26 protein-coding genes and 1 pseudogene are annotated in these 25,285 nt (G+C 70.1%); 13 read left to right on the forward strand and 14 right to left on the reverse strand.

The features are described 5' to 3' along the window. Window positions 1-48 precede the first annotated feature (48 nt). The 3 genes from trpC to AVCA_RS21050 are packed head-to-tail and all read right to left on the reverse strand — an operon-like array spanning window position 49 to window position 2,485. Entirely contained in the window at window positions 49-849 is an 801-nt protein-coding gene (gene trpC / locus AVCA_RS21040; RefSeq protein ID WP_012703083.1) for an indole-3-glycerol phosphate synthase TrpC, read from the reverse strand. After that, window positions 846-1,892: an anthranilate phosphoribosyltransferase gene (trpD, locus tag AVCA_RS21045; protein ID WP_012703084.1), complete on the reverse strand. Its 1,047-nt coding sequence runs from the start codon at window positions 1,890-1,892 to the stop codon at window positions 846-848. Before trpD ends, trpC begins: the two co-directional genes overlap by 4 nt. Beyond that, window positions 1,892-2,485, reverse strand: coding sequence for an aminodeoxychorismate/anthranilate synthase component II (locus AVCA_RS21050; RefSeq protein WP_012703085.1), 594 nt, complete (start codon window positions 2,483-2,485; stop codon window positions 1,892-1,894). Before AVCA_RS21050 ends, trpD begins: the two co-directional genes overlap by 1 nt. A gap of 336 nt (window positions 2,486-2,821) precedes the next feature. Between AVCA_RS21050 and AVCA_RS21055 the strand changes: the two genes are divergently transcribed. Next, the gene (locus tag AVCA_RS21055; protein ID WP_041807427.1) at window positions 2,822-3,085 is read left to right on the forward strand and encodes a hypothetical protein; all 264 of its coding nucleotides are present in this window, start codon (window positions 2,822-2,824) and stop codon (window positions 3,083-3,085) included. Window positions 3,086-3,321: 236 nt separating this feature from the next. Then, window positions 3,322-3,930 carry a DedA family protein gene (locus AVCA_RS21060; RefSeq protein ID WP_012703086.1) on the forward strand — a complete coding sequence of 203 codons (609 nt, stop codon included), beginning with the start codon at window positions 3,322-3,324 and terminating at the stop codon, window positions 3,928-3,930. A gap of 52 nt (window positions 3,931-3,982) precedes the next feature. Here AVCA_RS21060 and AVCA_RS21065 read toward each other — a convergent pair whose 3' ends face one another. The 5 genes from AVCA_RS21065 to AVCA_RS26945 form a co-directional block, all read right to left on the reverse strand. Further along, a complete protein-coding gene (locus tag AVCA_RS21065; RefSeq protein WP_012703087.1) occupies window positions 3,983-5,413 on the reverse strand; it encodes an RtcB family protein in 1,431 nt (476 codons plus the stop codon). Between the two features lie 89 nt (window positions 5,414-5,502). Next, window positions 5,503-6,474: an alpha-ketoacid dehydrogenase subunit beta gene (locus tag AVCA_RS21070; RefSeq protein WP_012703088.1), complete on the reverse strand. Its 972-nt coding sequence runs from the start codon at window positions 6,472-6,474 to the stop codon at window positions 5,503-5,505. Next, window positions 6,471-7,457: a pyruvate dehydrogenase (acetyl-transferring) E1 component subunit alpha gene (pdhA, locus tag AVCA_RS21075; RefSeq protein WP_231876268.1), complete on the reverse strand. Its 987-nt coding sequence runs from the start codon at window positions 7,455-7,457 to the stop codon at window positions 6,471-6,473. Before pdhA ends, AVCA_RS21070 begins: the two co-directional genes overlap by 4 nt. Next, window positions 7,366-7,719, reverse strand: a complete 354-nt coding sequence (locus AVCA_RS26940) for a hypothetical protein (RefSeq protein ID WP_072432468.1) — start codon at window positions 7,717-7,719, stop codon at window positions 7,366-7,368. The genes pdhA and AVCA_RS26940 overlap by 92 nt, the downstream gene beginning before the upstream one ends. An 11-nt stretch (window positions 7,720-7,730) precedes the next feature. Next, entirely contained in the window at window positions 7,731-7,964 is a 234-nt protein-coding gene (locus AVCA_RS26945) for a hypothetical protein (RefSeq protein WP_231876267.1), read from the reverse strand. 277 nt (window positions 7,965-8,241) lie between these two features. Here AVCA_RS26945 and cadR point away from each other — a divergent pair, with 277 nt between their 5' ends. The 4 genes from cadR (at window position 8,242) to pncA (ending at window position 11,485) form a co-directional block, all read left to right on the forward strand. Further along, window positions 8,242-8,700: a Cd(II)/Pb(II)-responsive transcriptional regulator gene (gene cadR / locus AVCA_RS21085; protein WP_012703090.1), complete on the forward strand. Its 459-nt coding sequence runs from the start codon at window positions 8,242-8,244 to the stop codon at window positions 8,698-8,700. Between the two features lie 114 nt (window positions 8,701-8,814). Beyond that, window positions 8,815-9,825 carry a phosphotransferase gene (locus tag AVCA_RS21090; protein WP_012703091.1) on the forward strand — a complete coding sequence of 337 codons (1,011 nt, stop codon included), beginning with the start codon at window positions 8,815-8,817 and terminating at the stop codon, window positions 9,823-9,825. 59 nt (window positions 9,826-9,884) lie between these two features. Beyond that, window positions 9,885-10,865 (forward strand): ribose-phosphate diphosphokinase, encoded by a 981-nt coding sequence (locus tag AVCA_RS21095; RefSeq protein ID WP_012703092.1) that lies wholly within the window; start codon window positions 9,885-9,887, stop codon window positions 10,863-10,865. After that, window positions 10,862-11,485 carry a bifunctional nicotinamidase/pyrazinamidase gene (gene pncA / locus AVCA_RS21100; protein WP_012703093.1) on the forward strand — a complete coding sequence of 208 codons (624 nt, stop codon included), beginning with the start codon at window positions 10,862-10,864 and terminating at the stop codon, window positions 11,483-11,485. The genes AVCA_RS21095 and pncA overlap by 4 nt, the downstream gene beginning before the upstream one ends. Window positions 11,486-11,617: 132 nt before the next feature. Here pncA and AVCA_RS21105 read toward each other — a convergent pair whose 3' ends face one another. Continuing rightward, on the reverse strand, window positions 11,618-12,976 hold the full coding sequence (locus tag AVCA_RS21105) for a nicotinate phosphoribosyltransferase (protein ID WP_012703094.1): 1,359 nt from the start codon (window positions 12,974-12,976) through the stop codon (window positions 11,618-11,620). A 115-nt stretch (window positions 12,977-13,091) separates the two neighbouring features. Here AVCA_RS21105 and AVCA_RS21110 point away from each other — a divergent pair, with 115 nt between their 5' ends. Both AVCA_RS21110 and AVCA_RS21115 read left to right on the forward strand, forming a co-directional pair. Further along, a complete protein-coding gene (locus AVCA_RS21110; protein WP_012703095.1) occupies window positions 13,092-14,204 on the forward strand; it encodes a CapA family protein in 1,113 nt (370 codons plus the stop codon). 242 nt (window positions 14,205-14,446) lie between these two features. Continuing rightward, window positions 14,447-15,031, forward strand: a complete 585-nt coding sequence (locus AVCA_RS21115) for an NAD(P)H-dependent oxidoreductase (RefSeq protein ID WP_012703096.1) — start codon at window positions 14,447-14,449, stop codon at window positions 15,029-15,031. 29 nt (window positions 15,032-15,060) lie between these two features. Here AVCA_RS21115 and AVCA_RS21120 read toward each other — a convergent pair whose 3' ends face one another. After that, on the reverse strand, window positions 15,061-15,474 hold the full coding sequence (locus AVCA_RS21120) for an archease (RefSeq protein WP_012703097.1): 414 nt from the start codon (window positions 15,472-15,474) through the stop codon (window positions 15,061-15,063). Window positions 15,475-15,567: 93 nt separating this feature from the next. Beyond that, on the reverse strand, window positions 15,568-16,635 hold the full coding sequence (gene ada, locus AVCA_RS21125) for a bifunctional DNA-binding transcriptional regulator/O6-methylguanine-DNA methyltransferase Ada (RefSeq protein ID WP_012703098.1): 1,068 nt from the start codon (window positions 16,633-16,635) through the stop codon (window positions 15,568-15,570). A 213-nt stretch (window positions 16,636-16,848) separates the two neighbouring features. On the opposite strand from ada, the gene AVCA_RS24060 reads away from it, so the two are divergent. Continuing rightward, on the forward strand, window positions 16,849-17,901 hold the full coding sequence (locus AVCA_RS24060) for an alpha/beta fold hydrolase (RefSeq protein ID WP_236616296.1): 1,053 nt from the start codon (window positions 16,849-16,851) through the stop codon (window positions 17,899-17,901). Between the two features lie 18 nt (window positions 17,902-17,919). Here the strand turns inward: AVCA_RS24060 and AVCA_RS21130 are convergent. After that, window positions 17,920-18,366: pseudogene (locus tag AVCA_RS21130) on the reverse strand (alcohol dehydrogenase catalytic domain-containing protein); the annotation flags it as partial. Window positions 18,367-18,657: 291 nt separating this feature from the next. Here AVCA_RS21130 and AVCA_RS21135 point away from each other — a divergent pair. Further along, a complete protein-coding gene (locus tag AVCA_RS21135) occupies window positions 18,658-19,095 on the forward strand; it encodes a DUF2267 domain-containing protein (protein ID WP_012703100.1) in 438 nt (145 codons plus the stop codon). 78 nt (window positions 19,096-19,173) lie between these two features. Here the strand turns inward: AVCA_RS21135 and AVCA_RS21140 are convergent, their stop codons facing one another. Next, a complete protein-coding gene (locus tag AVCA_RS21140) occupies window positions 19,174-20,271 on the reverse strand; it encodes a S1C family serine protease (protein ID WP_012703101.1) in 1,098 nt (365 codons plus the stop codon). 412 nt (window positions 20,272-20,683) lie between these two features. Here AVCA_RS21140 and AVCA_RS21145 point away from each other — a divergent pair, with 412 nt between their 5' ends. Both AVCA_RS21145 and AVCA_RS21150 read left to right on the forward strand, forming a co-directional pair. After that, window positions 20,684-21,052 (forward strand): hypothetical protein, encoded by a 369-nt coding sequence (locus AVCA_RS21145; protein ID WP_012703103.1) that lies wholly within the window; start codon window positions 20,684-20,686, stop codon window positions 21,050-21,052. A 1-nt stretch (window position 21,053) separates the two neighbouring features. Next, window positions 21,054-23,033 (forward strand): S8 family serine peptidase, encoded by a 1,980-nt coding sequence (locus tag AVCA_RS21150; protein WP_012703104.1) that lies wholly within the window; start codon window positions 21,054-21,056, stop codon window positions 23,031-23,033. A gap of 4 nt (window positions 23,034-23,037) precedes the next feature. Here AVCA_RS21150 and AVCA_RS21155 read toward each other — a convergent pair whose 3' ends face one another. Continuing rightward, on the reverse strand, window positions 23,038-23,895 hold the full coding sequence (locus AVCA_RS21155) for an EamA family transporter (protein WP_012703105.1): 858 nt from the start codon (window positions 23,893-23,895) through the stop codon (window positions 23,038-23,040). A gap of 328 nt (window positions 23,896-24,223) precedes the next feature. Between AVCA_RS21155 and AVCA_RS21160 the strand changes: the two genes are divergently transcribed. Further along, on the forward strand, window positions 24,224-25,147 hold the full coding sequence (locus AVCA_RS21160; RefSeq protein WP_012703106.1) for a LysR family transcriptional regulator: 924 nt from the start codon (window positions 24,224-24,226) through the stop codon (window positions 25,145-25,147). The last annotated feature ends 138 nt before the right edge of the window (window positions 25,148-25,285 follow it).

Below are 25,285 nucleotides of genomic sequence, written 5' to 3' on the forward strand. Positions count from 1 at the left end.
GGTCTTTTTCCCGGCCCGACGCACGACACGCCGGGCCGCGCCCCTCACTCAGTTGGGGAAGAACAGCCGGCGCAGCTCGGCGCCCGGCTTCTCGGCCCGCATGAACGCCTCGCCGACGAGGAAGGCATATACCCCGCTGACTTCCATCAGCTCGACATCAGCGCGGTTGAGTATGCCGCTCTCGGTGACCACCAGACGCTCGCGCGGCACCTTCGGCAACAGGTCGAGGGTGGTTTCCAGACTTACCTCGAAGGTATGCAGGTTGCGGTTGTTGATGCCGATCAACGGCGTCTCCAGTTGCAGTGCCCGTTCCAGCTCGGTGCCGTCATGCACCTCCACCAGCACGTCGAGACCGACCTCCTTCGCGGTGGCGGCCAGTTCCAGCATCTGCGCGTCGCCCAGCGCGGCGACGATCAGCAACACGCAATCGGCGCCCAGCGCGCGGGCCTCGACCACCTGATAGGGATCGATGAGAAAGTCCTTGCGGATCACCGGCAGACCGCAGGCCGCACGGGCTTCCTGCAGATAGGCGTCGCTGCCTTGAAAGAAATCCACATCGGTCAGCACCGACAGGCAGGTCGCCCCGCCCTCCTCGTAACTCTTGGCGATCTCCGCGGGGACGAAGTGCTCGCGCAGCACACCCTTGCTCGGCGAAGCCTTCTTGACCTCGGCGATCACTGCCGGCTCCTTGCTCTCGACCTGCGCCCGCAGGGCTTCAGCGAAGCCGCGCGGGGCGCTGGCGGAACGGGCCAGTGCCTCGACCTCGGCCAGCGGGACACGGGCGCTGCGCTCGGCGACCTCCTCGAGCTTGCGTGCAATGATCTTTTCCAGAACGGTAGGCAGGCTCACGCTTGATTCTCCTGACGAAAGACGGCGGTAATGGATGCCAGCTCCTCCAGCTTATCGCGCGCAAGACCAGTATGCAGAGCATCGTGGGCCAGTGCCACGCCCTCCTTCAGGCTGCCGGCCTGGTCGGCGGCGTAAAGCGCGGCACCGGCGTTGAGCACGATCATCTCGGCGGCCTTCTGCCCATGCTCGGTCTTGCGTCGGCCGAGAGCATCGCGGATCAGCGCCAGCGACTCCTGCGGCCCCTCTATATCGAGGCCGATCAGGCTCTGGCTCTTGATGCCGAAATCCTCCGGCTGGACAAGGTACTCGCTGATCTCGCCATTGCGCAGCTCGGCGATGTGGGTCGGCGCGGCCAGGCTGATCTCGTCCAGGCCATCCTGGGCATGCACCACCAGCACATGCACGCTGCCCAGGCGCGCCATCACTTCCGCCAGCGGCCGGCACAGCGCCTGGCTGAACACGCCGAGCACCTGACGCTTCACCCCGGCCGGGTTGGTCATCGGCCCGAGCATGTTGAACAGGGTACGCAGGCCGAGCTCGCGGCGCGGGCCGATGGCATGCTTCATCGCGCCGTGATGGGCGGGAGCGAACATGAAGCCGACGCCGACCGACTCGACGCAGCGCGCCACCTGCTCGGGGCTCAGCTCCAGGTAGACCCCGGCGGCCTCCAGCAGGTCGGCGCTGCCGCTCTTGCCGGACACCGCGCGGTTGCCGTGCTTGGCCACCCGCCCGCCCGCCGCGGCGACGACGAAGGCCGCCGCCGTGGAGACGTTGAAGATGTTCATGCCGTCGCCGCCGGTGCCGCAGGTATCGACCAGGCGCTCGACGCCGATCGTCACCGGCGCGGCCAGCTCGCGCATGACCAGCGCCGCACCGACGATCTCATCGATGCTCTCGCTCTTCATGCGCATTCCCATCAGGAAGGCGCCGATCTGCGCGTCGCTGCACTGGCCGGTCATGATCTGACGCATCACGCCCTGCATTTCCGCCGTGTTCAGGTCAAGGCGCTCGGCCACCCGCGCCAGAGCTTGCTTGATATCCATCAGCGCACGCCTCCGTTCTGCTTCAGGAAATTGGCGAACAGTTCATGGCCCTGCTCGGTGAGAATGGACTCGGGATGGAACTGCACGCCCTCGATGTTCAGGGTCCTGTGCCGCAGGCCCATGATCTCGTCCACGGCGCCGTCCTCGAACTGCGTCCAGGCGGTGATCTCCAGGCACTCCGGCAGGGTTTCGCGCTTGACCACCAGGGAATGGTAGCGGGTCACGGTGAGCGGGTTGTTGAGGCCGGCGAACACCCCCTGGTCACGGTGGAACACCGGGCTGGTCTTGCCGTGCATGGCCACCCGCGCGCGCACCACGTCGCCGCCGAAGGCCTGGCCGATGCTCTGGTGGCCAAGACAGACGCCGAGGATCGGCAGCTTGCCGGCGAAATGGCGGATCGCCTCCAGCGACACCCCGGCCTCGCTGGGCGTGCACGGCCCGGGCGAGATCACCAGGCGCTCCGGGCGCAGAGCCTCGATCTCGGCGATATTCAATTCGTCGTTGCGGATCACCCTGACCTCCGCCCCCAGCTCGCCGAGGTAGTGGACGACGTTGTAGGTGAAGGAGTCGTAATTATCGATCATCAGCAGCATGGTAGGCGTAACCCCTCGATTCACTGCGTCGGATGAAAGGCCCCGGTCCGCTGTTCCGTCGAGGAGGGCTCGTCTGCGAGCCGGGAACGGGGAGGCAAGGAAGCGTCCGGCCGAGCCGGAAGGAAAGAGATCAGGCGCGCCAGCGCCAACGGGCGTGGGCCTTTACGACTCGCATCAGAAGGGTGCTGCTGGATGTCACGGAAATGTCTCGTCTCGCAATCGAGGGCACAGTAGCCCAGGCCCGACCGCTCTGCAACCGGATATACCGGAGCACGCGCCCTGGCAGCACGCGCGCTATGATCGCATCCGTCTTCCACACTTGCAGAGGTAATGTCAATGGCACCGCGCAACGCGCTGATGGCGGCAGCCCTGTCGGCCGTGGCCGGGCATGTGTCTGCGGCCCCCGCCGACGCGTACCATCCCCTGGCCGGCAACCGCCCCGTGACCTTCACCACTTCGTACCATCAGGACCGCGAAGAGGTCGAAAAGCGCCACCGGGAAACGCAACGAAAACACCCCGGAACCAAAACGAAGCCCAGCCAGGAACGGCAGGACACGCAGCACGAATCCCGCCGGCATGCCGATGAGCACTGGCAATAGAAGCGCCGCGATCGGGACGCCAGCCCGCCGCCATGGGGAAAGCGCCCCTCGGGCTTTCCGGTCCGGCCCGCCACTCCCGCCTCGGCGGCACCCGCCCGCCGGGACGGCAGGCTTCGTTCCGTCCGGCGATGCGAGCGCTTCGCCTGGCAGCACGCGCCCCTATATCATGGACAGACATCCACCTCGCTCCCGAAGCGTACGCACAACCCTGGCGCACAGGCGCAAGAGATTCCTACATGTTTGACGGCATAGTCGATTTCATCGCGCAGACGGGCTACCTCGGCGTGTTCCTCCTGATGGTCCTGGAAAACCTCTTCCCGCCCATTCCCTCCGAACTGATCATGCCGCTGGCCGGCTTCGCCGCCGCCAAGGGCGAACTGAGCGCCTCCGGCGTACTGCTGGCGGGAACGGCGGGCTCGGTGTTCGGCGCATTGCCCTGGTACTACGCCGGCTATTTCTTCGGCAGCGAACGGCTGAAGCGACTGGCCGGGCGCTTCGGTCGCTGGATGACCATTTCCCCGCGGGAAGTGGACAGCGCATCCGCCTGGTTCGAGCGCCATGGCTGGAAGGCCACGCTGTTCGGCCGGCTGATCCCGGCGATCCGCACCCTGATCTCGACACCCGCCGGCATGGTCGCCATGCCCATGCGCGCCTTCCTGCTCTATTCGACGCTCGGCTCGCTGGTATGGATCACCGCGCTGACCGGCGCGGGTTACATGCTGCACGGGCAATACCATGTGGTCGCCGACTACATCGACCCACTGTCCAAGGTGGTGGTGCTGGCGGTGGTCGGCCTGTATCTGTACCGCCTGGTCACCCACAAGGAAGAGAAGCCCCAGGCCTGAGCCGGCGACCCCACGGGCCCGCTGTCCGTCCCCGATTGCCGGCAGGCCTCCTTCACCCCTTGATGCACACCAGCGGCCGCAGCCGCGCCACCCGCACCGCCAGTCCCGCCCGTTCGGCCGCCTCCACCACCGCACCGACGTCCTTGTAGGCCAGTGGCGCTTCCTCGGCCACGCCGCGCAGGCTCGGGCTGCGGATCAGGATGCCACGGGCGGCCAGCTCGTCCACCACCGAGCGTCCCTGCCAGCGGCGCAGCGCCTCGTGCCGGCTCATCGCCCGGCCGGCGCCGTGGCAGGCCGAGGCGAAGGCGTGCTCGCCGGTACCCGCCGCGCCGGCGAGAACCCAGGAGGCGGTGCCCATGCTGCCGCCGATCAGCACCGGCTGGCCGACCTGGCGGTACTCCGCCGGCAGCTCGGCGTGCCCGGCGGCGAAGGCGCGGGTCGCGCCCTTGCGGTGGACGAACAGCCGCCGCCGCTGGCCGCCGAGGACATGCCATTCCTCCTTGCAGGTGTTGTGCGACACATCGTAGAGCAACGGCAGGCGGATGCCGGGAAACAGCTCGGCGAAGGCCTGCCGGGTCAGTCGGGTGAGGATCTGCCGGTTGGCCAGCGCGCAGTTGATCGCCGCGCGCATGGCGCCGAGGTAACGCCGGCCCAGCTCGGAATCCAGCGGCGCACAGGCCAGCTCGCGGTCCGGCAGGGCGATGCCCGCCCGCGCGGCGGCGATCACCATGGCGCGCAGGTAGTCGGTGCCGATCTGGTGGCCCATGCCCCGCGAGCCGCAGTGGATGGTCGCCAGCACGTCGCCCTCGGACAAGCCATAGGCCCGGGCCGCCCGGATGTCGAACAGTTCGTCGACCACCTGCACCTCCAGGTAATGGTTGCCCGAGCCGAGAGTGCCCATCTCGTCGCGCTGGCGCTTCTTCGCCTGCTCCGAGACAGCGGCAGGATCGGCGCCGGCCATGCGGCCGGACTCCTCGATGCGCGCCAGATCCGCCTCGTCGCCGAAGCCCGCCTCGACCGCCCACCTCGCGCCGCCGAGCAGCATGGCATCCATCTCCCGGGCCGACAGGCGCAGCGCCCCGGTGCTGCCGAGCCCGGCCGGAATGCGCCGATAGAGCACGTCGGCCAGGCGCGGCTTGAGCGCTTCCACGTCGGCCAGCTTGAGTCCGGTATGCAGGCTGCGCACCCCGCAGGAGATGTCGAAGCCCACCCCGCCGGCCGACACCACCCCGCCCTCCCCGGCATCGAAGGCCGCCACCCCGCCGATCGGGAAACCGTAGCCCCAGTGCGCATCGGGCATGGCGTAGGCGGCTTCGACGATGCCCGGCAGGCTGGCGACATTGGCGATCTGCTCGCCGACCTTGTCGTCCATCGCCTCGACGAGCGCCTGCGAGGCGAAGATCACCCCCGGCACGCGCATCCGCCCACTGGCCGGCAGCTCCCATTCGAAGGGGCCGCGCTGGCGAAACTTCGAGAGATTCATCGCTCGCCTCCCGCCCGCCCTCGATGGGAGCATGGCCTTTTCAGCATAGCCGTCGCCCGGCGACGGCAGCGGAAGCCCGAGCCCTCGCCTCAACTCAGCAACCCGCGTGCCGCCGCGACTATGCCCGGCACCTGCGGCAAGGCCGCCTCCTCCAGGTGCCTGGCATAGGGAATCGGCACCTCCAGGCTGCACACCCGCGCGGGCGGCGCATGCAGTTCGTGGAAATCCCGTTCGACGACGCGCGCGATGATCTCGGCGGCCAGGCTGCCACTGCGCCAACCCTCGTCGACCACCAGAAGACGACGGGTCTTGCACACCGAGGCCATGATCGCGGCGTCGTCCAGCGGATGCAGCACGCGCAGGTCGAGCACCTCGGCGGAGATGCCCTCGCCGGCCAGTCGCTCGGCCGCCGCCAGCGCCTTGCCGAGGGTGCCGCCGTAGGCGACCAGGGTCAGGTCCGAGCCCACGCGGCGCACCCGCGCCGAATGGATGTCCACCACCGCGCGCTCGTCCAGCTCGCCCTCCAGGTCGTACAGCGCGCCGTGCTCGAAGATCAGCACCGGGTCGGGGTCCTGCAATGCCGGCCAGAGCATGCCGCGGGCATCTTCCAGGGTCGCCGGGACGAGGATCTTCAGGCCGGGGATGTGCGCGTACCAGCCCTCCAGACTGTGCGAGTGCTGCGCCGCCAACTGGCGCCCGGCGCCGGTGGCTATGCGCAGCACCAGCGGCACCGAGAACTGCCCGCCGGACATGTGCCGCAGGGTCGCGGCGGTGTTCATCAACGGGTCCAGCGCCAGCAGGCTGAAGTTCGCCGTCATCACCTCGACGATCGGCCGCATGCCGCCCAGCGCCGCGCCGATACCGGCGGCGACGAAAGACAACTCCGACAGCGGCGTGTCGCGGATGCGCCGCTCGCCGAACTCCTCGAGCAGCCCCCTGGACACCGCATGGATGCCGCCGTAGCGGCCGACATCCTCGCCCATCAAAAATACCTGCGGATCTCGGCAAAGCGCCTCGCGCAGGCCCTGGCGCAGCGCCTCGCGGTAGCTGACGCGGCTCATTGGGTCCAGTCCGAGGCGTAGACATCGCGCAGCAGGTCCTCGACCGGCTCCAGGCTGCCGGCCTCGGCGAAGGCCACCGCAGCCTCCACTTCGGCCGCCGCCTCGGCCTCCAGGGCGCGGCGGCCCGCCTCGTCGAGCAGCCCCTGGGCCTCGAGCTGAGCGCCGTAGGTGTGGATCGGTCCGCGCTTCTTCCACGCTTCCACCTCGGCCTTGTCGCGGCACGGCTCAGGATCGGCCATCGAACGGGCGCGGAAACGATAGGTACGGAACTCGAGAAAGCAGGGGCCGCAGCCCGCCTGCATCTGCCCCAGCGCCGCGCGGGTCGCCTCGTGCACGGCGACCACATCCATGCCGTCCACCGAACGGGCCGGCACCTTGAAGGCATGGACCTTGGCGCACAGGTCGGTCTGCGCCTGCGAACGCGCCAGAGAAGTGCCCATGGCGTAGAGGTTGTTCTCGCAGCAGAACAGCACCGGCAGCCGCCAGAGCGCGGCCAGGTTGAGCGACTCGGCGGCGGCGCCCTCGGCCAGCGCGCCCTCGCCGAAGAAGCAGGCGGTCAGCCGCTTGCCATCCCGCATGCGTTCGGCCAGCGCCAGCCCCACCGCCAGCGGCAGGCTGCCGCCGACGATGGCGTTGCCGCCGAAGAAGCGGGTCTTCGCGTCGAACAGGTGCATGGAACCGCCACGCCCGCGCGAGCAACCTTCCCGGCAACCGTACATCTCGGCCACGATCGCGCGCATCGGCACGCCCTTCAGCAACGCATGGCCATGCTCGCGGTAGGTCGCGACCACCGCGTCGTCCGACGCCAGGGCGTGCAGCACGCCGACCGCGATCGCCTCCTGGCCGATGTACAGATGCAGGAAACCGCGGATCTTGCCCTCGCCATACAGCTCAGCGGCGCGCTCTTCCAGGTAGCGGATGCGCAGCATGTCCAATAGCAACTGCCGCGCGAATTCGGCGGGATAGGGTACCGACAGGCTCATACGGACTCTCCAGGGTCGAGGTGTCGCCATCGGGCAGCCCCAACTCGCGGGCCTCGGGCAGGCGCCGCATCGGCGTGCCGTCGCGGGTGCGCGACAGACCCGGCGGGAAATCCAACGTCCTGGGCGCCACCGCCGCTCCCAGGTGCTTACGTGCTGGCCGGACAATTCGTCGCGCAGCACGGTGCCGGCCGCGAAGCCGTCCCAGGGCGGGACGAAAACCTTCGCCGTCTTGCCGAAAACAGGGGTCTGGCTTGCCGATCACCGCCGCCTCGGCTACCGCCGGGTGTCGAGCCGTGCGCTCTTCACCTCGAAGGGGCCGATCACATCGCCGGCGGACTTGATCACGTCGTCACAGCGGCCGACTAACCAGTAATAGTCGTCGCCGTCGCGGCGGGCAAGGTCGCCGCCCGGCTGGCGGCCGCCGACGAAACGGCGCCGCCTCCCGGTCCGCGCCATGGCGGCCCGGCGGCGAACGCCGTCGCCTGCGCGTTCGCCTGCTCTCCCCACGTACCGCGAAACCGCTCATCAGAAAGCGCCGCCGTCGCCTTCGACCGCCGTTCGCGAACGGGCGGGCAGGACATGGCCGGGACCAGGAGGCAGCGAGCAGGGTCGCCAGGATCTGCGCGGCCGGCACGCCGTACTGCGCCGCGCCGCATGGGCGATACGCCGGGAGATCGGCCGACGGCGGGTCAACCAGCCGCGAGCGCACGATCTGTAGCGACTACAGGGTCGAACGGCTAAAGTCGAAGCAGGCACGAGCACGACCAGAGGTCGGGAGATCGCAGTGAAAATCGGGGAGCTGGCGAAAATCACCGGAACGCCGGTGGAAACCATCCGCTACTACGAGCGCGAGGGCCTGCTGGCCGCGCCGGCCCGCACGATGGGCAACTTCCGCATCTACACGGGCGCGCATGTCGAAAGGCTGTCGTTCATCCGCCGTTGCCGCCTGCTGGACATGACCCACGAAGAGATCCGGGCGCTGCTCCGTTTCAAGGACGATCCCCGCCAGGACTGCGCCGATGTGAACAGCCTCCTGGATGCGCACATCGCTCACGTGTCCGCGCGCATCCACGAACTCCGCCAGCTCGAGGAACAACTCAAACGCCTGCGCGAGTGCTGCAGCGAGCCGAGCGAGGCCGCGCGCTGCGGCATCCTGCGCGAGCTGTCGCAGCCGCTGGCGGAGGACCGGACGCGGGGGAACAATCATGTGACCGGCTCGCATCCGGGCAAGCTCGCTCAATGAGGTCACCGCCGCGCTCGCCGCGGCGGCCGGCATGCGCGGCGAGGACTTTGCCGGGCGGCTGGTCCAGACTGCCCGGATGACCGCCACCGCCAGGGACCGGCCATCGGAGCAGCCATGAACGACCAGGACGAAGTCATCGCCTTCCTCTCCCGCCCTGTCAGCTACGGCGCGCCCGACGGCCGCGTCGAGCGCATCGACAGCCACGGCTCGCTGGTCTTCCTGCACGGCGAGCGCGCCTACAAACTCAAGCGCGCGGTCGCCTACGCGGCCCTCGACTACCGCAGCCTGGGCAGCCGCGAACGCGCCTGCCGCGCCGAGCTGCGCCTGAACCGGCGCACCGCGCCGCAGCTGTACCTGGCCGTGCGCTCGATCAACCGGGCGGCGGACGGCAGCCTGCGCTTCGACGGCACCGGGCCGGTGCTCGACTGGGTGGTGATGATGCGGCGCTTTCCCCAGGAGGCGCTGTTCGAGCGCATGGCCGTCGCCGGGCATTTGACGGAGGCGCTGATGGAACGCCTGGGCGCGGAGATCGCCCGCTTCCACGCCGGCGCCGAGATCACCCCACAGTTCGGCGGCCCGGTGGCGGTACGACTGGTCATCGAGGAAAACCACCGGGAGCTTCGCCGCTACCCCGACCTGCTCGACCACGGCGCCCTGGCCGCCCTGCACCGCGCCGCGCTGGCCGAACTCGACGCCCAGGCCGGGGAACTCGACCGCCGCCGCCGCGAGGGCCGAGTGCGGCGCTGCCACGGCGACCTGCGGCTGGCCAACATCTGCCTGCTCGACGGCCGGCCGACGCCCTTCGACGGCATCGAGTTCAGCGACCGGCTGATCTGCATCGACGTGCTCCACGACCTCGCCTTCCTGCTGCTCGACCTCCAGCATCACGGCCTCGACGCGCTGGCGACGCGCCTGCTGCGAAGCTACCTGGCGCATGCCGGCGAAGCCGAAGACTGCCGCCCGTTGCCGCTGTTCCTCTCCCTGCGCGCCGCCACCCGCAGCTTCACCCTGGCCTGCGGCGCCCGGCGCCAGCACGACCCGGCGCTGGCCGCCGACAAGGCCCGCCAGGCCCGCGTCCTGCTCGCGAGGGCCGCGGCCTGCCTGCGCGGCGACGGTCTGCCTTGACCGCACGAACGACCGGGCGGGCACAATATCCAATCTCTACCGATAACCAGGAGCCCCCCATGTCCACGGACCTTCCCCTGCTCTTCGCCCTGCACGGCAGCGAGGACTACGCCGCCCGCGTCGCGCAGCGCCTCGGCCTGGGCCTGGCCGCCCACGAGGAGCGCGAGTTCGAGGACGGCGAGCACAAGAGCCGCGCATTGGAGCCGGTCGAGGGCCGCAAGGCGGTGGTCTTCCACGCGCTGCACGGCGACGACCGGCACAGCGCCAACGACAAACTCTGCCGCCTGCTGTTCTTCTGCGCCGCGCTGAAGGACGCCGGCGCCCGCCGCGTGCAGGTGGTCGCGCCCTACTTGTGCTATGCGCGCAAGGACCGCCGCACCAAGTTCCAGGACCCGATCGTCACCCGCTACGTCGCCGCGCTCCTCGAAAGCTGCGGGGTGGACCGGCTGACCACCCTGGAAGTGCACAACATCGCCGCCTTCGACAACGCCTTCCGCGTGCCCAGCCACAATATCGAGGCCGCCGCCCTGTTCGCCGCACACTTCGCCCCGCTCGTGGGCGCGGCGGAAGTGGTCGCGGTGTCGCCCGACGCCGGCGGCGCCAAACGCGCCGAGCAGTTCCGCCAGGAACTGGAAGCGCGCATCGGCCATCCGGTGGGCAGCGCCTTCATGGAGAAATACCGCAGCGACGACCGGATCAGCGGCTCGCTGCTGGTCGGCGAGGTGCGCGGCAAGGTGGCGATCGTCGTCGACGACCTGATCAGCACCGGCGGCACCCTGCTGCGCGCCGGCCAGGCCTGTCAGGCGGCCGGCGCCACCCGGCTGTTCGCCGCCGCCGCCCACGGCCTGTTCACCGGCGGCACGGAACTGCTCGACAGCCCGGTGTTCGAGCGCATCGTGATCTGCGACAGCGTGCCGCCGTTCCGCCTGCCGGCGGAACTGGCCGCGCGGCGCCTGGAGATCCTCGACTCCACCGCGGCCGTGGCCGCGCGGCTGGCTGGCGAATACCGCCTGGCGCCGATGGCGGAGCTGCCGGCATGAAGCGCCTGCCGCCCATCGGCGAGAACGACCTGCTGCTGGTGATCGACCTGCAGAACGATTTCTGCGCCGGCGGCGCCCTGACCGTGCCGGGCGCCGACGAAGTGGTGCCGACGATCAACCGCCTGGCCGAAGACTTCGCCCACGTGGCGCTGACCCAGGACTGGCACCCGCCGGGCCACCGGAGCTTCGCCAGCAGCCATCCGGGGCGCCGGCCGTTCGAGAGCGTCCGGCTGGACTACGGCGAGCAGACCCTGTGGCCCGACCACTGCGTGCAGAACAGCCACGGCGCCGAACTCCACCCCGCGCTGGACATCCCCCATGCCGAGCTGATCCTGCGCAAAGGCTACCGCGCCGAGGTCGACTCCTACTCGGCGTTCCACGAGAACGACCGCTGCACGCCCACCGGCCTGGCCGGCTACCTGCGTGAACGGGGCCTGCGCCGGCTGTTCCTCGCCGGCCTGGCCACCGACTACTGCGTGCACTACACCGCGCTGGACGCGCGCCTGGCGGGCTTCGAGACGCTGCTGCTGGCGCAGGCCTGCCGCGCCATCGACCGCGACGGCTCCCTCGCCGCGGCGCTGCAGGCGATGCGCGCGGCCGGGGTGAAGATCCTCGACTAGCCTTCCCACGCCGGGGAGTTCGCAGGCTGGAAAACGACCGCCGGTCTTTTCCACCTGCCGCGCATGGAAGGGCTCGAGGCGGAAAACGCTGCGCGGTTTTCCGCCCTACGGACTACACAAGCGACGCCGCCGTCATAGCCCGGCCAGCCGGTCGGCCCGCTCCGCCAGGTCGCGCAGCGCCTCGCTCACCGCCACCGGATAGGGCGGCGCCGGCTCCAGCGCTCGCAGCGCCGCCGGCAGGGTGTCGAGCTGGCGCAGGGCATGAGCGCGCACCTCCCGCAGCGATGGCGAAGGCGCCAGGCGCCGTCCGTCGCGCATCACCGGCCGGATCAGCGCCTGCCCCTCGCCCGTCTCGCCCTCCAGCATCAGGCTGTCGCCACGGCAGCGGCCGTCGTCGTCGTAGCGCCGCCAGACCTGCTTGCGCCCCGGCCAGGTGGCCTTGCCCTCCGAACGCTTGCGCCGCGGCTGGCCGGCGTACTCCTGCAGCTTGTAGACGCAGTCCAGGTACGGCGCGTCGCTGGAGGTATCCAGCCGGGTGCCGACGCCGAAGCCGTCGATCGGCGCGCCCTCCGCCAGCAGCCGACGCACCTCGTACTCGTCCAGGTTGCCGCTGGCGAAGACGGTCGCGTCGCCCAGCCCGCCACGGTCGAGGATGGCGCGCACCCGGCGGGCGTGCTCGCCGAGGTCGCCACTGTCCAGGCGCACCCCCTGGACACGGATGCCGGCCGCGGCCAGGCGCGGCGCCAGCTCGACCACCTTGCGCGCCGCCGCCTCGGTGTCGTAGGTGTCGATCAGCAGCAGCACCGACTGCGGCAGGCTGCGGGCGAAGTGCTCGAAGGCCTCGGCCTCGTCGAGGTGGGCCTGGACGAAGGAATGCGCCATGGTCCCGGCCAGCGGGATGCCGAACTGCGCGCCGGCCAGCACCGTGGCGCTGGCCTGGAAGCCGGCCAGGTAGCTGGCGCGGGCGGCGAGCAGCCCGGCCTCGGCGCCGTGGGCGCGGCGCAGGCCGAAGTCCACCAGGCGCCGGCCCGACGCCGCCAGCGTCAGCCGCGCCGCCTTGCTGGCGATCAGCGTCTGGAAATGCAGCAGGTTGATCAGCCGCGACTCGACCAGTTGCGCCTCGGGCAGGGGCGCGACCACCCGCAGGATCGGCTCGTCGGCGAAGAACGGCGTGCCCTCGGCCATGGCCTGCACCTCGCCGGAAAAGCGCAGCCCGGCCAGGTAGTCGAGAAAGGCCGGACGGAACAGGCCCAGGCCGCTCAGCCAGTCGAGCTCGCCCTGGGTGAAATGCAACTGTTCCAGGTAGTCGAGCACCTGCTCCAGTCCGGCGGCCAGGTAGAAATTGCGACAGGCCGGCGGCTTGCGGGCGAAGAACTCGAACACCGCGCCGTCGAGCATGTCGCGCTCGACATAGCCCTGCAGCATGGTCAACTGGTAGAGGTCGGTGAGCAGTGCGCCGGGGGCGGGCAGATATGGCGGATCGTGCGGCATGGGTATCCTCCCGTGCGAGTGATGGCGGGTCCGACGGCCGGTCGCCGCGGCCCGTCACCGGCCGGCCCGGGCGGGCCAGACTGGAAAAGGAACGCGATAGAACCGGGAGGCGCGCATGTCCAGCACCAGGCTCTTTCTCGCCGGCGACCTGATGACCGCCCGCGGCATCGACCGCATCCTGCCGCACCCCGGCGACCCTCTCCTCCACGAAGCTTACGCCAGATACGCCGACGACTACGTGGAACTGGCCGAGCAGCGCAACGGCCCCATCCCCCGCCCGGCGGACTTCGCCTACGTCTGGGGCGTGGCCCTGGACGAGTTCGAGCGGCGCCGCCCGCAGGTGCGCCTGGTCAACCTGGAAACCGCGGTGACGGCGCGCGGCCGGCCGCAGCCCAAGGGCATCAACTACCGGATGAACCCGGCCAACCTGCCGGTGCTGGCGGCGGCCGGCCTGGACTGTTGCGTGCTGGCCAACAACCATGTGCTGGACTGGGGCGAGGAAGGCCTGCTCGACACCCTGCGGCATCTCGACGCCGCGGGCCTGCGCCATGCCGGCGCCGGGATCGACCGCCGGCACGCCGAGGCGCCGGCGATCCTGCCGCTGGCCGACGGCGGGCGCCTGCTGGTGTTCGCCTTCGCCGGTCCGGGCTGCGGCGTGCCGGGTCGCTGGGCGGCCGGCGCGCGACAGCCGGGCGTCGCCCTGCTCGCCGACTTCTCGGCCGACAGCCTGCAACGGGTGACGAAGCGCATCCAGGCGGCGAAACGGCCCGGCGACCGGGTCGTGGTCGCCCTGCACTGGGGCGGCAACTGGGGCTTCGGTATTTCTCCCGAGCAACAGCGTTTCGCCCACGCGCTGATCGACACGGCCGGCGCCGACCTGGTCCACGGTCACTCCTCGCACCACATCAAGGGCATCGAGGTATACCGCCAGCGGCTGATCCTCTATGGTTGCGGCGACCTGCTCGACGACTACGAGGGCATCGGCGATCACGATGCCTGGCGCGGCGACCTGGGTTTCCTGTACTTCGCCGACCTGGACGCCACCGGCCGCCTGCGAGCCCTGGAACTGGTACCGACCCGCCAGCGACGCTTCAGCCTGTGCCGTGCCGAGGGCGAGGATCGCCGCTGGCTGCAGGACACCCTGACGCGCGAATGCGCGCGTTTCGGCTGCAGCCTGCACGCCGGCGGGGAAGGCGCCCTGTACCTCGACTGGCCGGCGGCGGCCTGAGCCTTTTGCCGGACCGCAGGCGACGCACGCGGCCGGCATGGAGACCCTCGCGCAGCGATTTTCCACCGCCGAGACTGGGTTCCGAACCATTCCCCCGGGAATGCAGCCTGCCGATTCGTGATTCCAAATCACAGGTTCTGTTCCGCTTCCCGGCTTAATCCCGCCGGCCGTTTCCCCGATACTGCCCGCCATCCCGACCGCCCGTTCCGTGGCGGTCCCGACCCCCTGTGCGGAGAAACTCCATGAAGATCCTGTTGATCAACGGCGGCCAGCGCTTCGCCCATTCGGGCGGGCGCCTCAACGACACCCTGCACGAGGCGGCGCGCGCCCAGCTCGCCGAACTGGGCCACACGCTGGAGGAAACGCGCATCGCCTCCGGCTACGACATCGAGGCGGAAGTGCGCAAGATCCTCTGGGCCGACGCCCTGATCTACCAGATGCCCGGCTGGTGGATGGGCGCGCCCTGGACGGTGAAGAAGTACCTCGACGAGGTGTTCACCGCCGGCCACGGCGGCCTCTATGCCAACGACGGGCGCAGCCGCCAGGACCCGAGCCGCCACTACGGCAGCGGCGGCCTGCTGCAGGGCCGCAGCTACATGCTATCGCTGACCTGGAACGCGCCGCAGGCCGCCTTCGACGAGCCGGGCAACTTCTTCGAGGGCCGCGGCGTGGACGGCGTCTACTTCCCCTTCCACAAGTCGCAGGAATTCCTCGGCATGCGCGGCCTGCCCACCTTCCTCGCCACCGACGTGATCAAGGCGCCCGACGTGGAACGCGACATCCGCGCCTATCAGGCGCACCTGAACGAGGTGTTCGGCAAGGCCTGACCCGCCCCCGAGGATGTACGGGACTCCGTTCAGACATCCACCACCGCCTGCGCCAGCCAGCGGCCGTCGGCCCGGCGAGCCACCTTCAGCTCGCAGAACGACACGCCCTTGACCTCCGCCGCCGGCTGGTGGCGCGCCACGTCCACGGGCTCGCCCCGGACCGTGGCGCGCAGGCGGCCATCCTCGATATGCACCTCGAAGCGCGAGAACAGCAGGCGCCGGGTGGCCATCTCGAACACCAGCGCGTTCAGCCAGTCCACCAGCAGCAGTTCGAGATCCGGCGCCGCGCACTCGATCTCCAGCGCCTCGCGCGGCGCCACCGCCGCCGGATCGCAGATCGTCGCGGTCAGCGCCGTCGCCGCCTCGGCGAAGGCTTCGGCCGGGGTCGCGCCGATGCCGCGCACACCGATATCGGCTTCGTGGGAAAAGGTCTGCCAGGACATGGATCGCCCGCTCCCGCCGGGGGAATCCGCTCAGCCTAGAACAACTCCGTCCCCTCCCCTTCGGGGAGAGGAAAAGCAGGCGCACCGGCCCACTCACTCCCGCTCCCGTTCAAGCAGCGCGCGCTTGCGCTCCACGCCCCAGCGGTAGCCGCCCAGCCCGCCGTCGCGACGCACCACCCGGTGGCAGGGAATCGCCACGGCCAGGGCGTTGGCGGCGCAGGCCCCGGCCACCGCGCGCACCGCCCGCGGCGCGCCGACCAATTCCGCCACCTCGGCGTAGTCGAGGGTGGTTCCCGGCGGAATCCGCCGCAGCACCTCCCACACCCGCATCTGGAAGGCCGTGCCGCGGATGTCCAGCGGCAGGTCGAGGCCGAGCCGGGGCGCCTCGACGAAGCCCACCACCCGGGCGACCAGTTCCTCGAAGCCGGCATCGGCGCCGATCAGCTCGGCCGCATGGAAGCGCTCCTGCAGGTCGCGCAGCAGCGCCTCGGGGTCGTCGCCCAGCAGGATCGCGCAGATCCCGCGCTCGCTCTGCGCGACCAGAATGGCGCCCAGCGAGCATTGGCCGACCGCGAAGCGGATCGCGCGGCCGGCGCCGCCCTTGCGGTAGCTGCCGGCGCTCATGCCGAGCGACGCGTCGGCCTGGGCATAGAAGCGCCCGCTGGAACCGTAGCCCGCCGCATAGAGCGCATCGGTCACCGGCGCGCCGCGCGCCAGTTCGCGGCGCAGGCGCCCGGCCCGCTGCGCCTCGGCATAGGCCCTGGGGCTCAGGCCGGTGATCGCCTTGAAGGTGCGCTGCAGGTGCCAGCGGCTCCAGGCGGCCCGGCGCGCCAGCTCCTCCAGGTCCGGCGGCCGCTCGGCGCTCTCGATGAACCGGCAGAGCGCGGCGACCTTCGCCGCCCGCTCCCGCGCCGGACTCCGACGCTCGGGCCGGCAACGCCGGCAGGGACGAAAGCCGGCCCGCTCGGCATCGAGCGCGCTGGCATGGAAATCGACGTTCTCCGGCCGGGGCCGGCGCGCCGGGCAAACGGGCCGGCAGTACACCCCCGTGGTCCTGACCGAATAGACGAAGCGCCCGTCCGCCGCCGGATCGCGCGCCAGCAGGGCGCTCCAGCGCGGATCGCGCAGGGTGCGTGCCGCCGATGGGTTCGTGGTGTTCATCGCCTCCCGTCCCCGGCCCCTTCGCGGGCCGCTCATGCACTGTCCAGCGGCACTCTAGCCCTTCGGCGCGAACGCGGCACTCCGTCTCTTGCTGTCGAATCCGGCGGGCCGGCCGCTCGGCACGAACAACGGAACGCGTCCCCATGCGCTACGCTTGCCGGAGGCCGCAGCCTGCGGCTGCGTCCAGGAGCGAGGCGGGCCGGGAGATTGTCCATGAATGCTTATGGCCAGATCGATCATATGCGCCGGCTGCAGGGCCACTGGCTGGATGCGCTGGGTCTGGGACCACGGCAAACGCCGGCGCGGACCGTCCTGTCGACGCCGCCGGCCACGCTCAAGGCATACGCTCCGGCGCACGGCGGCGGGCCGACCCTGCTGATCCTGCCGGCGCCGATCAAGCGCGCCTATATCTGGGATCTCGTCCCCCGGGTCAGCGTCGTGCAACGGCTGCTGGAGCATGGCGCCAGCGTCTATCTGCTGCAATGGGAAAACCCCGGCGTCGATGGCCAGGATTTCGGGCTGGCCGACTATGCCGGCCGCTGCATCCTCGACTGCCTGGAGGCGATCGCCGCCGAACGCGGGCCGGCCCCGGTGTTCCTGGCCGGCCATTCGCTGGGCGGGACCCTGGCGGCCATCTTCGCCGCGCTGCACCCCGAGCGGGTCCGCGGCCTCGTCCTGCTCGAGGCGCCGCTGCGCTTCGGCGCCGAAGCGGACGCCTTCACCCCGCTGCTGGCCCGCGCGCCGCGCGCCCAGCAACTCACCGAATACCTGCACGAGGTGCCCGGTTCCCTGCTCGACGTGGCGGCCGTCTCCGCCTCCCCGGACAGCTTCGTCTGGTCGCGCTGGGCGGACTGGCTGCACAGCCTGAACGACCGCGAGGCCCTGCAAACCCACGCGCAGGTCATACGCTGGACGCTGGACGAGCTGGCCTTCCCCCGGCGGCTGTTCGAGGACGTCGTGGAACTGCTGTACCGGGAAAACGGCTTCATGAACGCAACCCTGAGCCTCGGGGGACGGCTCGCCACAGCGGAGCGGGTCCGGGCCCCGCTCCTCAGCGTGGTCGACCCGCGCTCGCGCCTGGTGCCGCCGGAAGCGGTGCTGCCCTTCCACGCCGCCGTCGGCAGCGGCGATGCGCAACTGCTGTGGTACGAGGGGGACGTGGGAGTGGCCCTGCAGCACGTCGGCGTCCTGGTCGGCCGGCGGGCGCATCGGGAGGTATGGCCACAGATCCTGCGTTGGCTGGATGCGCACGGCGAAGCCGGCTGAACGCCGGCCTCGTCAGTGCTCGGTATCGCTCAGGCTGTCCGGGACCTTGACGTGGGTGGTGTCGGCGAAGGGCACCCGCACGTATTCGGCCTGCCCGGCGGTGGCGTGGCCGAAGGCCTTGTCGCCCAGCTCCTTGTTGCGGTTGCTGCGCTCGCAGACCGAGAAGTTGCCGCGCCGGCACTGCTCGCACTCGCCGCAGACGATGGTGAAAGGCCCCACGACGCGGTCGCCCACCTTGAGCCTTTTCGTGTCGGCGCCGACTTCCACCACCTCGCCCATGAACTCGTGGCCCATGATGTCGCCATGCTCCATGCCGGGGATGAAGTGGTCGTAGAGGTGCAGGTCCGAACCGCAGATAGCGCAGCTCGATACCTTGACGATGGCGTCGCGTGGATCTTCGATGGCCGGGTCGGGAACCGTGTCGCAACGGATGTCGTTCTTGCCATGCCAACAGAGCGCTTTCATGGATGACTCCCCTTGTGATGGGTTGTCCCGACAGCACGCGAAGCCTCCCCCTCGACGACCTGCCGGGCTCGAGGCATCGCCGCATCCTCGGCGATCTCAAGGGTGGACAGCGGGAAAGCGGCAAAAGGTTCGGGGCCCCGGAAAGGACGGAGAGCTCGGCCCCGGCGCGTTTCGGACGTTCGCCCTGCCAGCCGTTGCAGTTCATCGGTTCGACTCCGCCTCGCCGGGACGATGCCGCGGCCGACGGGTCCATTCGCTTATCCATCCCCCACGCGAAGAGGAGGCAAGGCCATGCCCAGACAGGTCGATGTGCTGAGCAAGAGCGTCCAGCAGACCAGTATCTGGCTCGACGAGGTGACCGAACTGCTGGAAACCGACGACAAGGAAACCGCCTACCAGGCGCTGCGCGCCGTGCTGATGTGCGTGCGCGATCGGATCGGCGTGGATAACGCGGCGCATCTGGCGGCACAGTTGCCGGTGCTGATCCGCGGCGTCTTCTACGACGGCTTTCATCCTGCGGCCGAGCCGAGCAGGGAGCGCACGCGCGAAGCCTTCCTGACCAAGATCCACGGATCGGTGACCAATCTCGGCGTCGACTCCGAGAAGGCGGCCAGGGCGGTTCTCGAAGTCATGGCGCGCCATATCGATCCGCACGAAACGGAGAAGGTGGCCGGCATGTTCCCCGCGGAACTGCGCGATCTATGGCCCGACCGGAGCCGTCTGCACTGAGGAAAGGGCTTCCGCGCAGCGGGACGCGGGCGTCCCGCTGCACGCCCGGGCGGGAAGCGCCGCCGCGGGACGGCCGGCTCACTCCCCCTGGCGCAATACCAGCTCGACCTCGCGCTGCCGCTCGCCGCGCTTCACGGAAAGCCGTACCCGGTCGCCGGCCCGGTAGTCGTCGAGGATCGCCAGCAAGCGCTCGACCGAGTCGACCGCCTTGCCGTCGACGGCGGTGACTATGTCGCCGGGCACTATGCCGCCGTCGCGGGTCAGGGCCGCGCCCTCGAGGCCCGCCGCCTCGGCGGCCGAGCCCGGTTTCACGCCGAGCACGAAGACGCCCTCGATGCCGCTCAGTTCGCCGAGGCGCTGGTTCACCCCGCTATCTACCTGGATGCCCAGGGTCGGCTGCACGTACTTGCCGGTATCGATGAGCTGAGGCACGACCCGGTTGACGGTGTCCACCGGCACGGCGAAACCGATCCCGGCGGAGGCGCCGCTCGGGCTGTAGATGGCGGTGTTGATGCCGATCAGCCGGCCGGCCGAATCCAGCAACGGCCCGCCGGAATTGCCGGGATTGATCGCCGCGTCGGTCTGGATCAGATGGTTGATCGCCGGTCCGCCCTCGCCCGCCAGGGTGCGGTCCAGGGCCGAGACGATCCCGGTGGTCAGCGTCCAGTCCAGGCCGAAGGGGTTGCCGATGGCGAAGACCTTCTGGCCCACCCGCAGATCGTGGCTGGAACCCAGGGGCACCGGAGACGGCCGCCCGACGTCGATGTCGATCCTGAGCACGGCGATGTCGTGCTCGCGGGAGCTGCCCACCAGGCTGGCCTTGAAGGTGCGCCCGTCGGCCAGCTTGACCAGCGCCTCGCTGGCATCTTCCACCACGTGGAAGTTGGTCACGACATGCCCGGCATCGTCCCAGACGAAGCCCGAGCCGGTGCCACGCGGCACCGAGAAGACGTTGCGGGTCCAGAAGTCCATCACCTGGGCCCGGGTGGTGATGAACACCACCGAGTTGCGGGAGCGCTCGAACAGATCGATGGTGCTCTTCTCGTCCGCCGCCAGTTCGCTGCGGGCCTCGACCGCGCGCGGCGCGGCCTCCGGCCGGGCGCCGGGCCAGGACACGGCCAGCGCACCGACCGCCAGCGTGACGCCCAGCAGGCGGACAAGGAAAGGATCGCGCATGAAAGAACTCCTTTTGCTTGCAGGATGATTCGGGGTTCCGGGCGTCGGGACGGCCGGAGCACGTCCCGGCACACGGGCCGGGCCGATGATAAGGGGCCGCTCCGCGTCCTGGTATGGCGCGCCGCGCGCGGCCGGCGGCTCTTCCCATTGGCGTTCGTCCGGCGCCGTCCGCCACTGATCGGAAAACACGAGGGGCGGCCGGGCGGCCGGGGAGAAGTCTTTTAAGCTGTAACCATCTTTTCCTTCCGAACGACTTCCGCCACACCGAAAGACCATACCCATCGGCTCGGAAAAGCATTTTTTCGAGCGACGCCAAAGACTTCCACGATCGCCGCAGCTTGTCTTCGGACAGGCTATCGATCGCTCATTGCCATCGGACACGGCTCGTCGCGACCAAGAGGGCAGGCAATGGATGTTGGAAAACGACGCCGAAAAAGGCTTTCGCCAGCGCATGACTCCCGTTGAAACCATATTCGACCGAAAAAGGCTGCTCCGGATATGCCTGTCGCTGTGCCTGGGCGAGGCGATGACCGCCATGGCGGAAACGCCCGCGCCGCCCGAACCCACTCGGGTCGAAGGCCGGCTGGTCGAAGGCGGCATCGTCTGTCCGCTGCTGCGCACCGGCGACGGGGAAGTACTGCCGTTGACCGGCATCGGCATGGACGACTATCCCCTCGCCACCCGGCTGACGCTGGACGGCGTCTTCGTCAAGGTTTCGCCCTGCATGCAGGGGAAACGGACGCTACAGGTGCGGCGCGTGCTGAAAGTCGAGGAGCCATGACATGAAGCCATCGTCCAGAACGCACCTCCCGTTCCCGGAGGTCTTTGCCGAACCGGCCCGGTACGTCCAGGCCGCCCCGGCCGACGGGCTCTACGGCAATCAGTGGCACCTGGGCTTCATCGGCGCCCCGGGCTTCGCCTCGCGGCCCGGCGGCGCCGATACGGCGGGCATCGAGCGCGTGTGGAACGACTACACGGGTGCAGGCATCGCCGTGGGCATCTGGGACGAAGGGGTGCAGAGCGGCCACTGGGACCTCGACGCCAACTACGACGCCAGCCGGCACCTCGCCATCGGCGACAGCCTCAACGATGGCCAGCCGCAGAGCGCCGACAAGGGCCACGGCACCGCGGTCGCCGGGCTGATCGCCGCCGAGAACAACGGCGAGGGTGGCGTCGGCGTCGCCTACGGCTCCCGGATCACCTCCGTGCGTATCTTCGGCGGAGCGGACGACCTGAACGCCGACTGGTCGCGCTACCTGCAGACCCTGGACGGCCTGGGCCGCTTCGATGTCACCAACCACAGCTACAGCAGCTACCCGGACTTCGGCGACTGGGGGGACGTCGCCAAGTTCGAGGCGGCGGCCAGGGACGGGCGCGGCGGCCTGGGTACCCTCAACGTCAAGTCGGCCGGCAACTTCAACGTCGACGGCAACGGCGAGGAAATCAGCGCCTCGCGCTTCACCGTCAGCGTCGCGGCGATCGGCAACAACGCCACCGGCAACGTCGCCAGCTATTCCAGCTATGGCGCCCATGTGCTGGTCGCGGCGCCGGCCGGCTCGGTCACCACCGACCTGCTGGGCGAAGGCGGCTACAACGCGCTGCCCGACGGCGACTACACCGATGCCTTCGGCGGCACCTCGGCGGCCGGCCCGGTGGTGGCCGGCGTCGTCGCGCTGATGCTCGACGCCAACCCCGGCCTCGGCTGGCGCGACGTGCAGGACATCCTGGCCTACTCGGCGACCGGCACCGGCAGCCTGCACAGCGGGGTGCGCAGCAACGAGAACTTCGCCTGGAAGTGGAACGGCGCCGCCGACTGGAACGGCGGCGGCCTGCATTTCAGCGAGGACTACGGCTACGGCATGGTCAACGCCTTCAACGCCGTGCGCATGGCCGAGGTCTGGAACGCGCACCATCCCGCCGCCGCCACCTCGGCCAACGAGGCCACGCTCGGCGGCAGCTTCGCGGCGAACGCGGCCATCGCCGACAACGCCACCCTGGACTACGGCTTCACCCTGAACGACGACATCGACCTGGAGCACGTCGACCTGACGCTTTCGCTCACCCACGCCAACCTGACCGACCTGCGCATCGCCCTGATCTCGCCGAGCGGCACGCGGCTGTCGCTCTACGATGGCGGCACCGGCGACATCGCCAGCGCCGACGGCGTCTTCACCCACACCTTCGGCGTGGACGGACTGCACGGCGAGAGCAGCCGGGGCACCTGGACCCTGCAGATCCGCGATGCGCTGCAGGGCGACAGCGGCACGCTGCACTCGGTCGGCTTCGCCGGCTACGGCTCGGCGCCCGGCAACGCCGACGTCTACCACTACACCGAGGAAATCCTCGCCGTGCAGGCCTTGTCCGGCCAGTCCGGGCGCTCGACGCTGGTCGACGACGATGCCGGCAACGACTGGATCGACGCCGCCGCGGCGATCCGGGACCTGTCGCTCAGCCTGGTGGCCGGGCAGACCTCCACCCTGGGCGGTATCCCCTTCCTGACCATCGCCCCCGGCACCCTCATCGAGAACGCCATCGGCGGCGACGGCAACGACCGCATCGAGGGCAACGAGGCCGACAACCTCATCTACGGCATGCGCGGCGACGACACCCTGATCGGCGGCGCCGGCAACGACACGGCGGTGTTCCTCGGCCGGGCCGAGGACTACAGCGTCAGCGAGGCCGGCGGCGTCATCACGGTGCAGAACCTGTCCGGCGGCGGCACCGACACCCTCACCGGCTTCGAGGGATGGCTGTTCGTCTGACGGCTCAGGCCCGCCGCGACACCAGCGCAGCGGGCCGGCGCTCCGTGCCCAGCACCAGGGCGATGCCGCCGAGCACGGCCAGGGCGGCCAGGCCCAGGCGCAGACTCAGCGCCTCGCCGAGCAGCAGGGTTCCGGCCAGGGCGGCGAGGATCGGCACGCTGAGCTGGACGGTGGCCGCCTGCAGGGCACCGAGGCCGCGCAGGGCGCTGTACCAGATGGCGTAGCCGAGGCCCGAGGTCAGCGCGCCGGAGAGCAGCGCATAGACCAGCCCCAGCGGGTCCGGCTGGCTCCGCGCCAAGAGGAACAGACTGAGCAGCAGGGCCAGGGGAATGGCGCGGATGAAGTTGCCGGCGGTGGTGGCCAGCGGATCGGCGCCGCCGCGACCGAGCAGCGAATAGGCGGCCCAGGCCAGGCCGGCGAGCAGCATCAACGCGGCGGCGCCCGGCGCCGGCGCATCGGCCCCCGGCAGCAGCAGGGCCGCCAGCCCGGCCAGGGCGAGCAGCAGGCCGAGGCTCGCCCAGCGACCGAGGCGCTCGCCGTGCCACAGGCCGTAGAGCAGCATGCCGAGCTGCACCGCGCCGAACAGCAACAGGGCGCCGACGCCGGCGTCCAGTTGCAGGTAGGCGAAGGAAAAGCCGGCGGCGTAGACGAACAGCGCGACGGCGCCGTACCAGTTGCCGGCCGCCCTGCCCTGGCGCATGCGCAGCAGCAGCCAGAGGGTCAGCGCGCCGGCGAGGATGCGCATGCCGGTGAAGCTGGCGGCGTCGATGGCCGTATCCCGGAGGGCCAGGCGACAGAGCAGGGAATTGCCGGCGAAGGCCAGCATGGCGAGGGCGGTCAGCAGCAGGGTGCGGGCGGTCATGGTCGTCTCCGTGTGGAGTCCGAGGTTTTTTCGCAGTCTAGCGCCTTGCAGCCGAGGCCATGCCCACACCTGCGAGGAGGGGGCGCTTTTCGCCCCTCTCCCCGGCCCTCTCCCCGGTGGGGAGAGGGAGTGACAACCTTGGGGCAAGGGCACGGCGGTATCCTCAGTCTCTCCCCGGAGGGGAGAGGGAGCGACTGGAGACGGAAAGGAAGAAGCAGCGGCTTTCTCCCCTCTCCCGGCACGGGAGAGGGGCCGGGGTGAGAGGGAATGGCCTTGCCGGGCACCGCGGAATTGGCAAGCATGGGCGCCGTCCCGCCCGGAGTCCGCCATGTCCCTGCCCGATCTGAACCTGCTGGTCGCCCTCAATGTCCTGCTCGAAGAGGGCAGCGTGGCGGCGGCGGCGCGGCGCATGCACCTCAGCGCGCCGGCGATGAGCCGCACCCTGGGGCGCATCCGCGAGGCGGTGGGCGATCCGATCATGGTCCGCGCCGGCCGCAATCTGGTGCCGACGCCGCGCGCGCTGGAGCTGCAGGAGCAGGTGCGCCATCTGGTCGAGCAGGCCACCCGGCTGTTCCACAGCGGCGAGCATTTCGATCTGGCCGGTCTGGAACGCTGCTTCACCCTGCGCGCCAACAACGTGCTGGTCGGCGACATGGCCACCCGCCTGCTGCAGGAGCTGAACCGCGAGGCGCCGCGCTGCATGCTGCGCTTCGTCCCCGAGGTCGACTACGACGACGAGGCGTTGCGGCGCAACCGCATCGACCTGTTCATCGGTGCCCTGCCGGGACTGGAGCCGGAGGCGAAGACCCAGCGGCTGTTCCCGACCCGCTTCGTCGGCCTGGCGCGGCGCGACCATCCGCTGTTCGACGGCGAGATCACCGCCGAGCGCTTCGCCGCCTACCCACAGGTCAGCGTCTCCCGGCGCGGCCGCGCCCGCGGGCCGATCGACGACGAGTTGGAGAAGCTCGGCCTGCTGCGCGATGTGCGCCTGGTCACGCCTTCCTTCCACGGCACCATTTTCAGCCTGCTGGAGTCCGACCTGCTGCTGCCGATCCCCGAGCACGCGCTGTGGCGCCTCGACCGCCTGGGCCTGGGGCTGCGCCAGTTCGACATTCCCCTGCCGCTGGAGCCCTTCGAGGTGATCCAGGCCTGGCATCCGCGTTTCGACAACGACGTCGCCCACCGCTGGCTGCGCGGCACGGTCGCCAGGGTCTGCCTGGAGCTGTGCGCCGGCTCCACCCCGCTGACCTGAAGCGCGGCGCCCAAACAGTGCGCCAGACGCAATCATTCATTTCGATTATTTCAATTTTCGCAGCAGTCGCGCCTTTCTAGAATCCGCCGCATTCGAGGATTCATCGGGCGCTTCGTCCGGCGCCGCCGCACGAAGCCC

The organism is Azotobacter vinelandii CA, assembly GCF_000380335.1.
GTDB classification, from domain to species: domain Bacteria; phylum Pseudomonadota; class Gammaproteobacteria; order Pseudomonadales; family Pseudomonadaceae; genus Azotobacter; species Azotobacter vinelandii.

Bases quoted from the DNA above. Each gene is read 5' to 3' on its own strand.
- trpD (WP_012703084.1), bottom strand. From the start codon at position 1,892: ATGGATATCAAGCAAGCTCTGGCGCGGGTGGCCGAGCGCCTTGACCTG.
- AVCA_RS21050 (WP_012703085.1), bottom strand. From the start codon at position 2,485: ATGCTGCTGATGATCGATAATTACGACTCCTTCACCTACAACGTCGTC.
- AVCA_RS21055 (WP_041807427.1), top strand. From the start codon at position 2,822: ATGGCACCGCGCAACGCGCTGATGGCGGCAGCCCTGTCGGCCGTGGCC.
- AVCA_RS21060 (WP_012703086.1), top strand. From the start codon at position 3,322: ATGTTTGACGGCATAGTCGATTTCATCGCGCAGACGGGCTACCTCGGC.
- AVCA_RS21065 (WP_012703087.1), bottom strand. From the start codon at position 5,413: ATGAATCTCTCGAAGTTTCGCCAGCGCGGCCCCTTCGAATGGGAGCTG.
- AVCA_RS21070 (WP_012703088.1), bottom strand. From the start codon at position 6,474: ATGAGCCGCGTCAGCTACCGCGAGGCGCTGCGCCAGGGCCTGCGCGAG.
- pdhA (WP_231876268.1), bottom strand. From the start codon at position 7,457: ATGAGCCTGTCGGTACCCTATCCCGCCGAATTCGCGCGGCAGTTGCTA.
- AVCA_RS21090 (WP_012703091.1), top strand. From the start codon at position 8,815: ATGAACGACCAGGACGAAGTCATCGCCTTCCTCTCCCGCCCTGTCAGC.
- AVCA_RS21095 (WP_012703092.1), top strand. From the start codon at position 9,885: ATGTCCACGGACCTTCCCCTGCTCTTCGCCCTGCACGGCAGCGAGGAC.
- pncA (WP_012703093.1), top strand. From the start codon at position 10,862: ATGAAGCGCCTGCCGCCCATCGGCGAGAACGACCTGCTGCTGGTGATC.
- AVCA_RS21105 (WP_012703094.1), bottom strand. From the start codon at position 12,976: ATGCCGCACGATCCGCCATATCTGCCCGCCCCCGGCGCACTGCTCACC.
- AVCA_RS21110 (WP_012703095.1), top strand. From the start codon at position 13,092: ATGTCCAGCACCAGGCTCTTTCTCGCCGGCGACCTGATGACCGCCCGC.
- AVCA_RS21115 (WP_012703096.1), top strand. From the start codon at position 14,447: ATGAAGATCCTGTTGATCAACGGCGGCCAGCGCTTCGCCCATTCGGGC.
- AVCA_RS21120 (WP_012703097.1), bottom strand. From the start codon at position 15,474: ATGTCCTGGCAGACCTTTTCCCACGAAGCCGATATCGGTGTGCGCGGC.
- ada (WP_012703098.1), bottom strand. From the start codon at position 16,635: ATGAACACCACGAACCCATCGGCGGCACGCACCCTGCGCGATCCGCGC.
- AVCA_RS24060 (WP_236616296.1), top strand. From the start codon at position 16,849: ATGAATGCTTATGGCCAGATCGATCATATGCGCCGGCTGCAGGGCCAC.
- AVCA_RS21135 (WP_012703100.1), top strand. From the start codon at position 18,658: ATGCCCAGACAGGTCGATGTGCTGAGCAAGAGCGTCCAGCAGACCAGT.
- AVCA_RS21140 (WP_012703101.1), bottom strand. From the start codon at position 20,271: ATGCGCGATCCTTTCCTTGTCCGCCTGCTGGGCGTCACGCTGGCGGTC.
- AVCA_RS21145 (WP_012703103.1), top strand. From the start codon at position 20,684: ATGTTGGAAAACGACGCCGAAAAAGGCTTTCGCCAGCGCATGACTCCC.
- AVCA_RS21150 (WP_012703104.1), top strand. From the start codon at position 21,054: ATGAAGCCATCGTCCAGAACGCACCTCCCGTTCCCGGAGGTCTTTGCC.
- AVCA_RS21155 (WP_012703105.1), bottom strand. From the start codon at position 23,895: ATGACCGCCCGCACCCTGCTGCTGACCGCCCTCGCCATGCTGGCCTTC.
- AVCA_RS21160 (WP_012703106.1), top strand. From the start codon at position 24,224: ATGTCCCTGCCCGATCTGAACCTGCTGGTCGCCCTCAATGTCCTGCTC.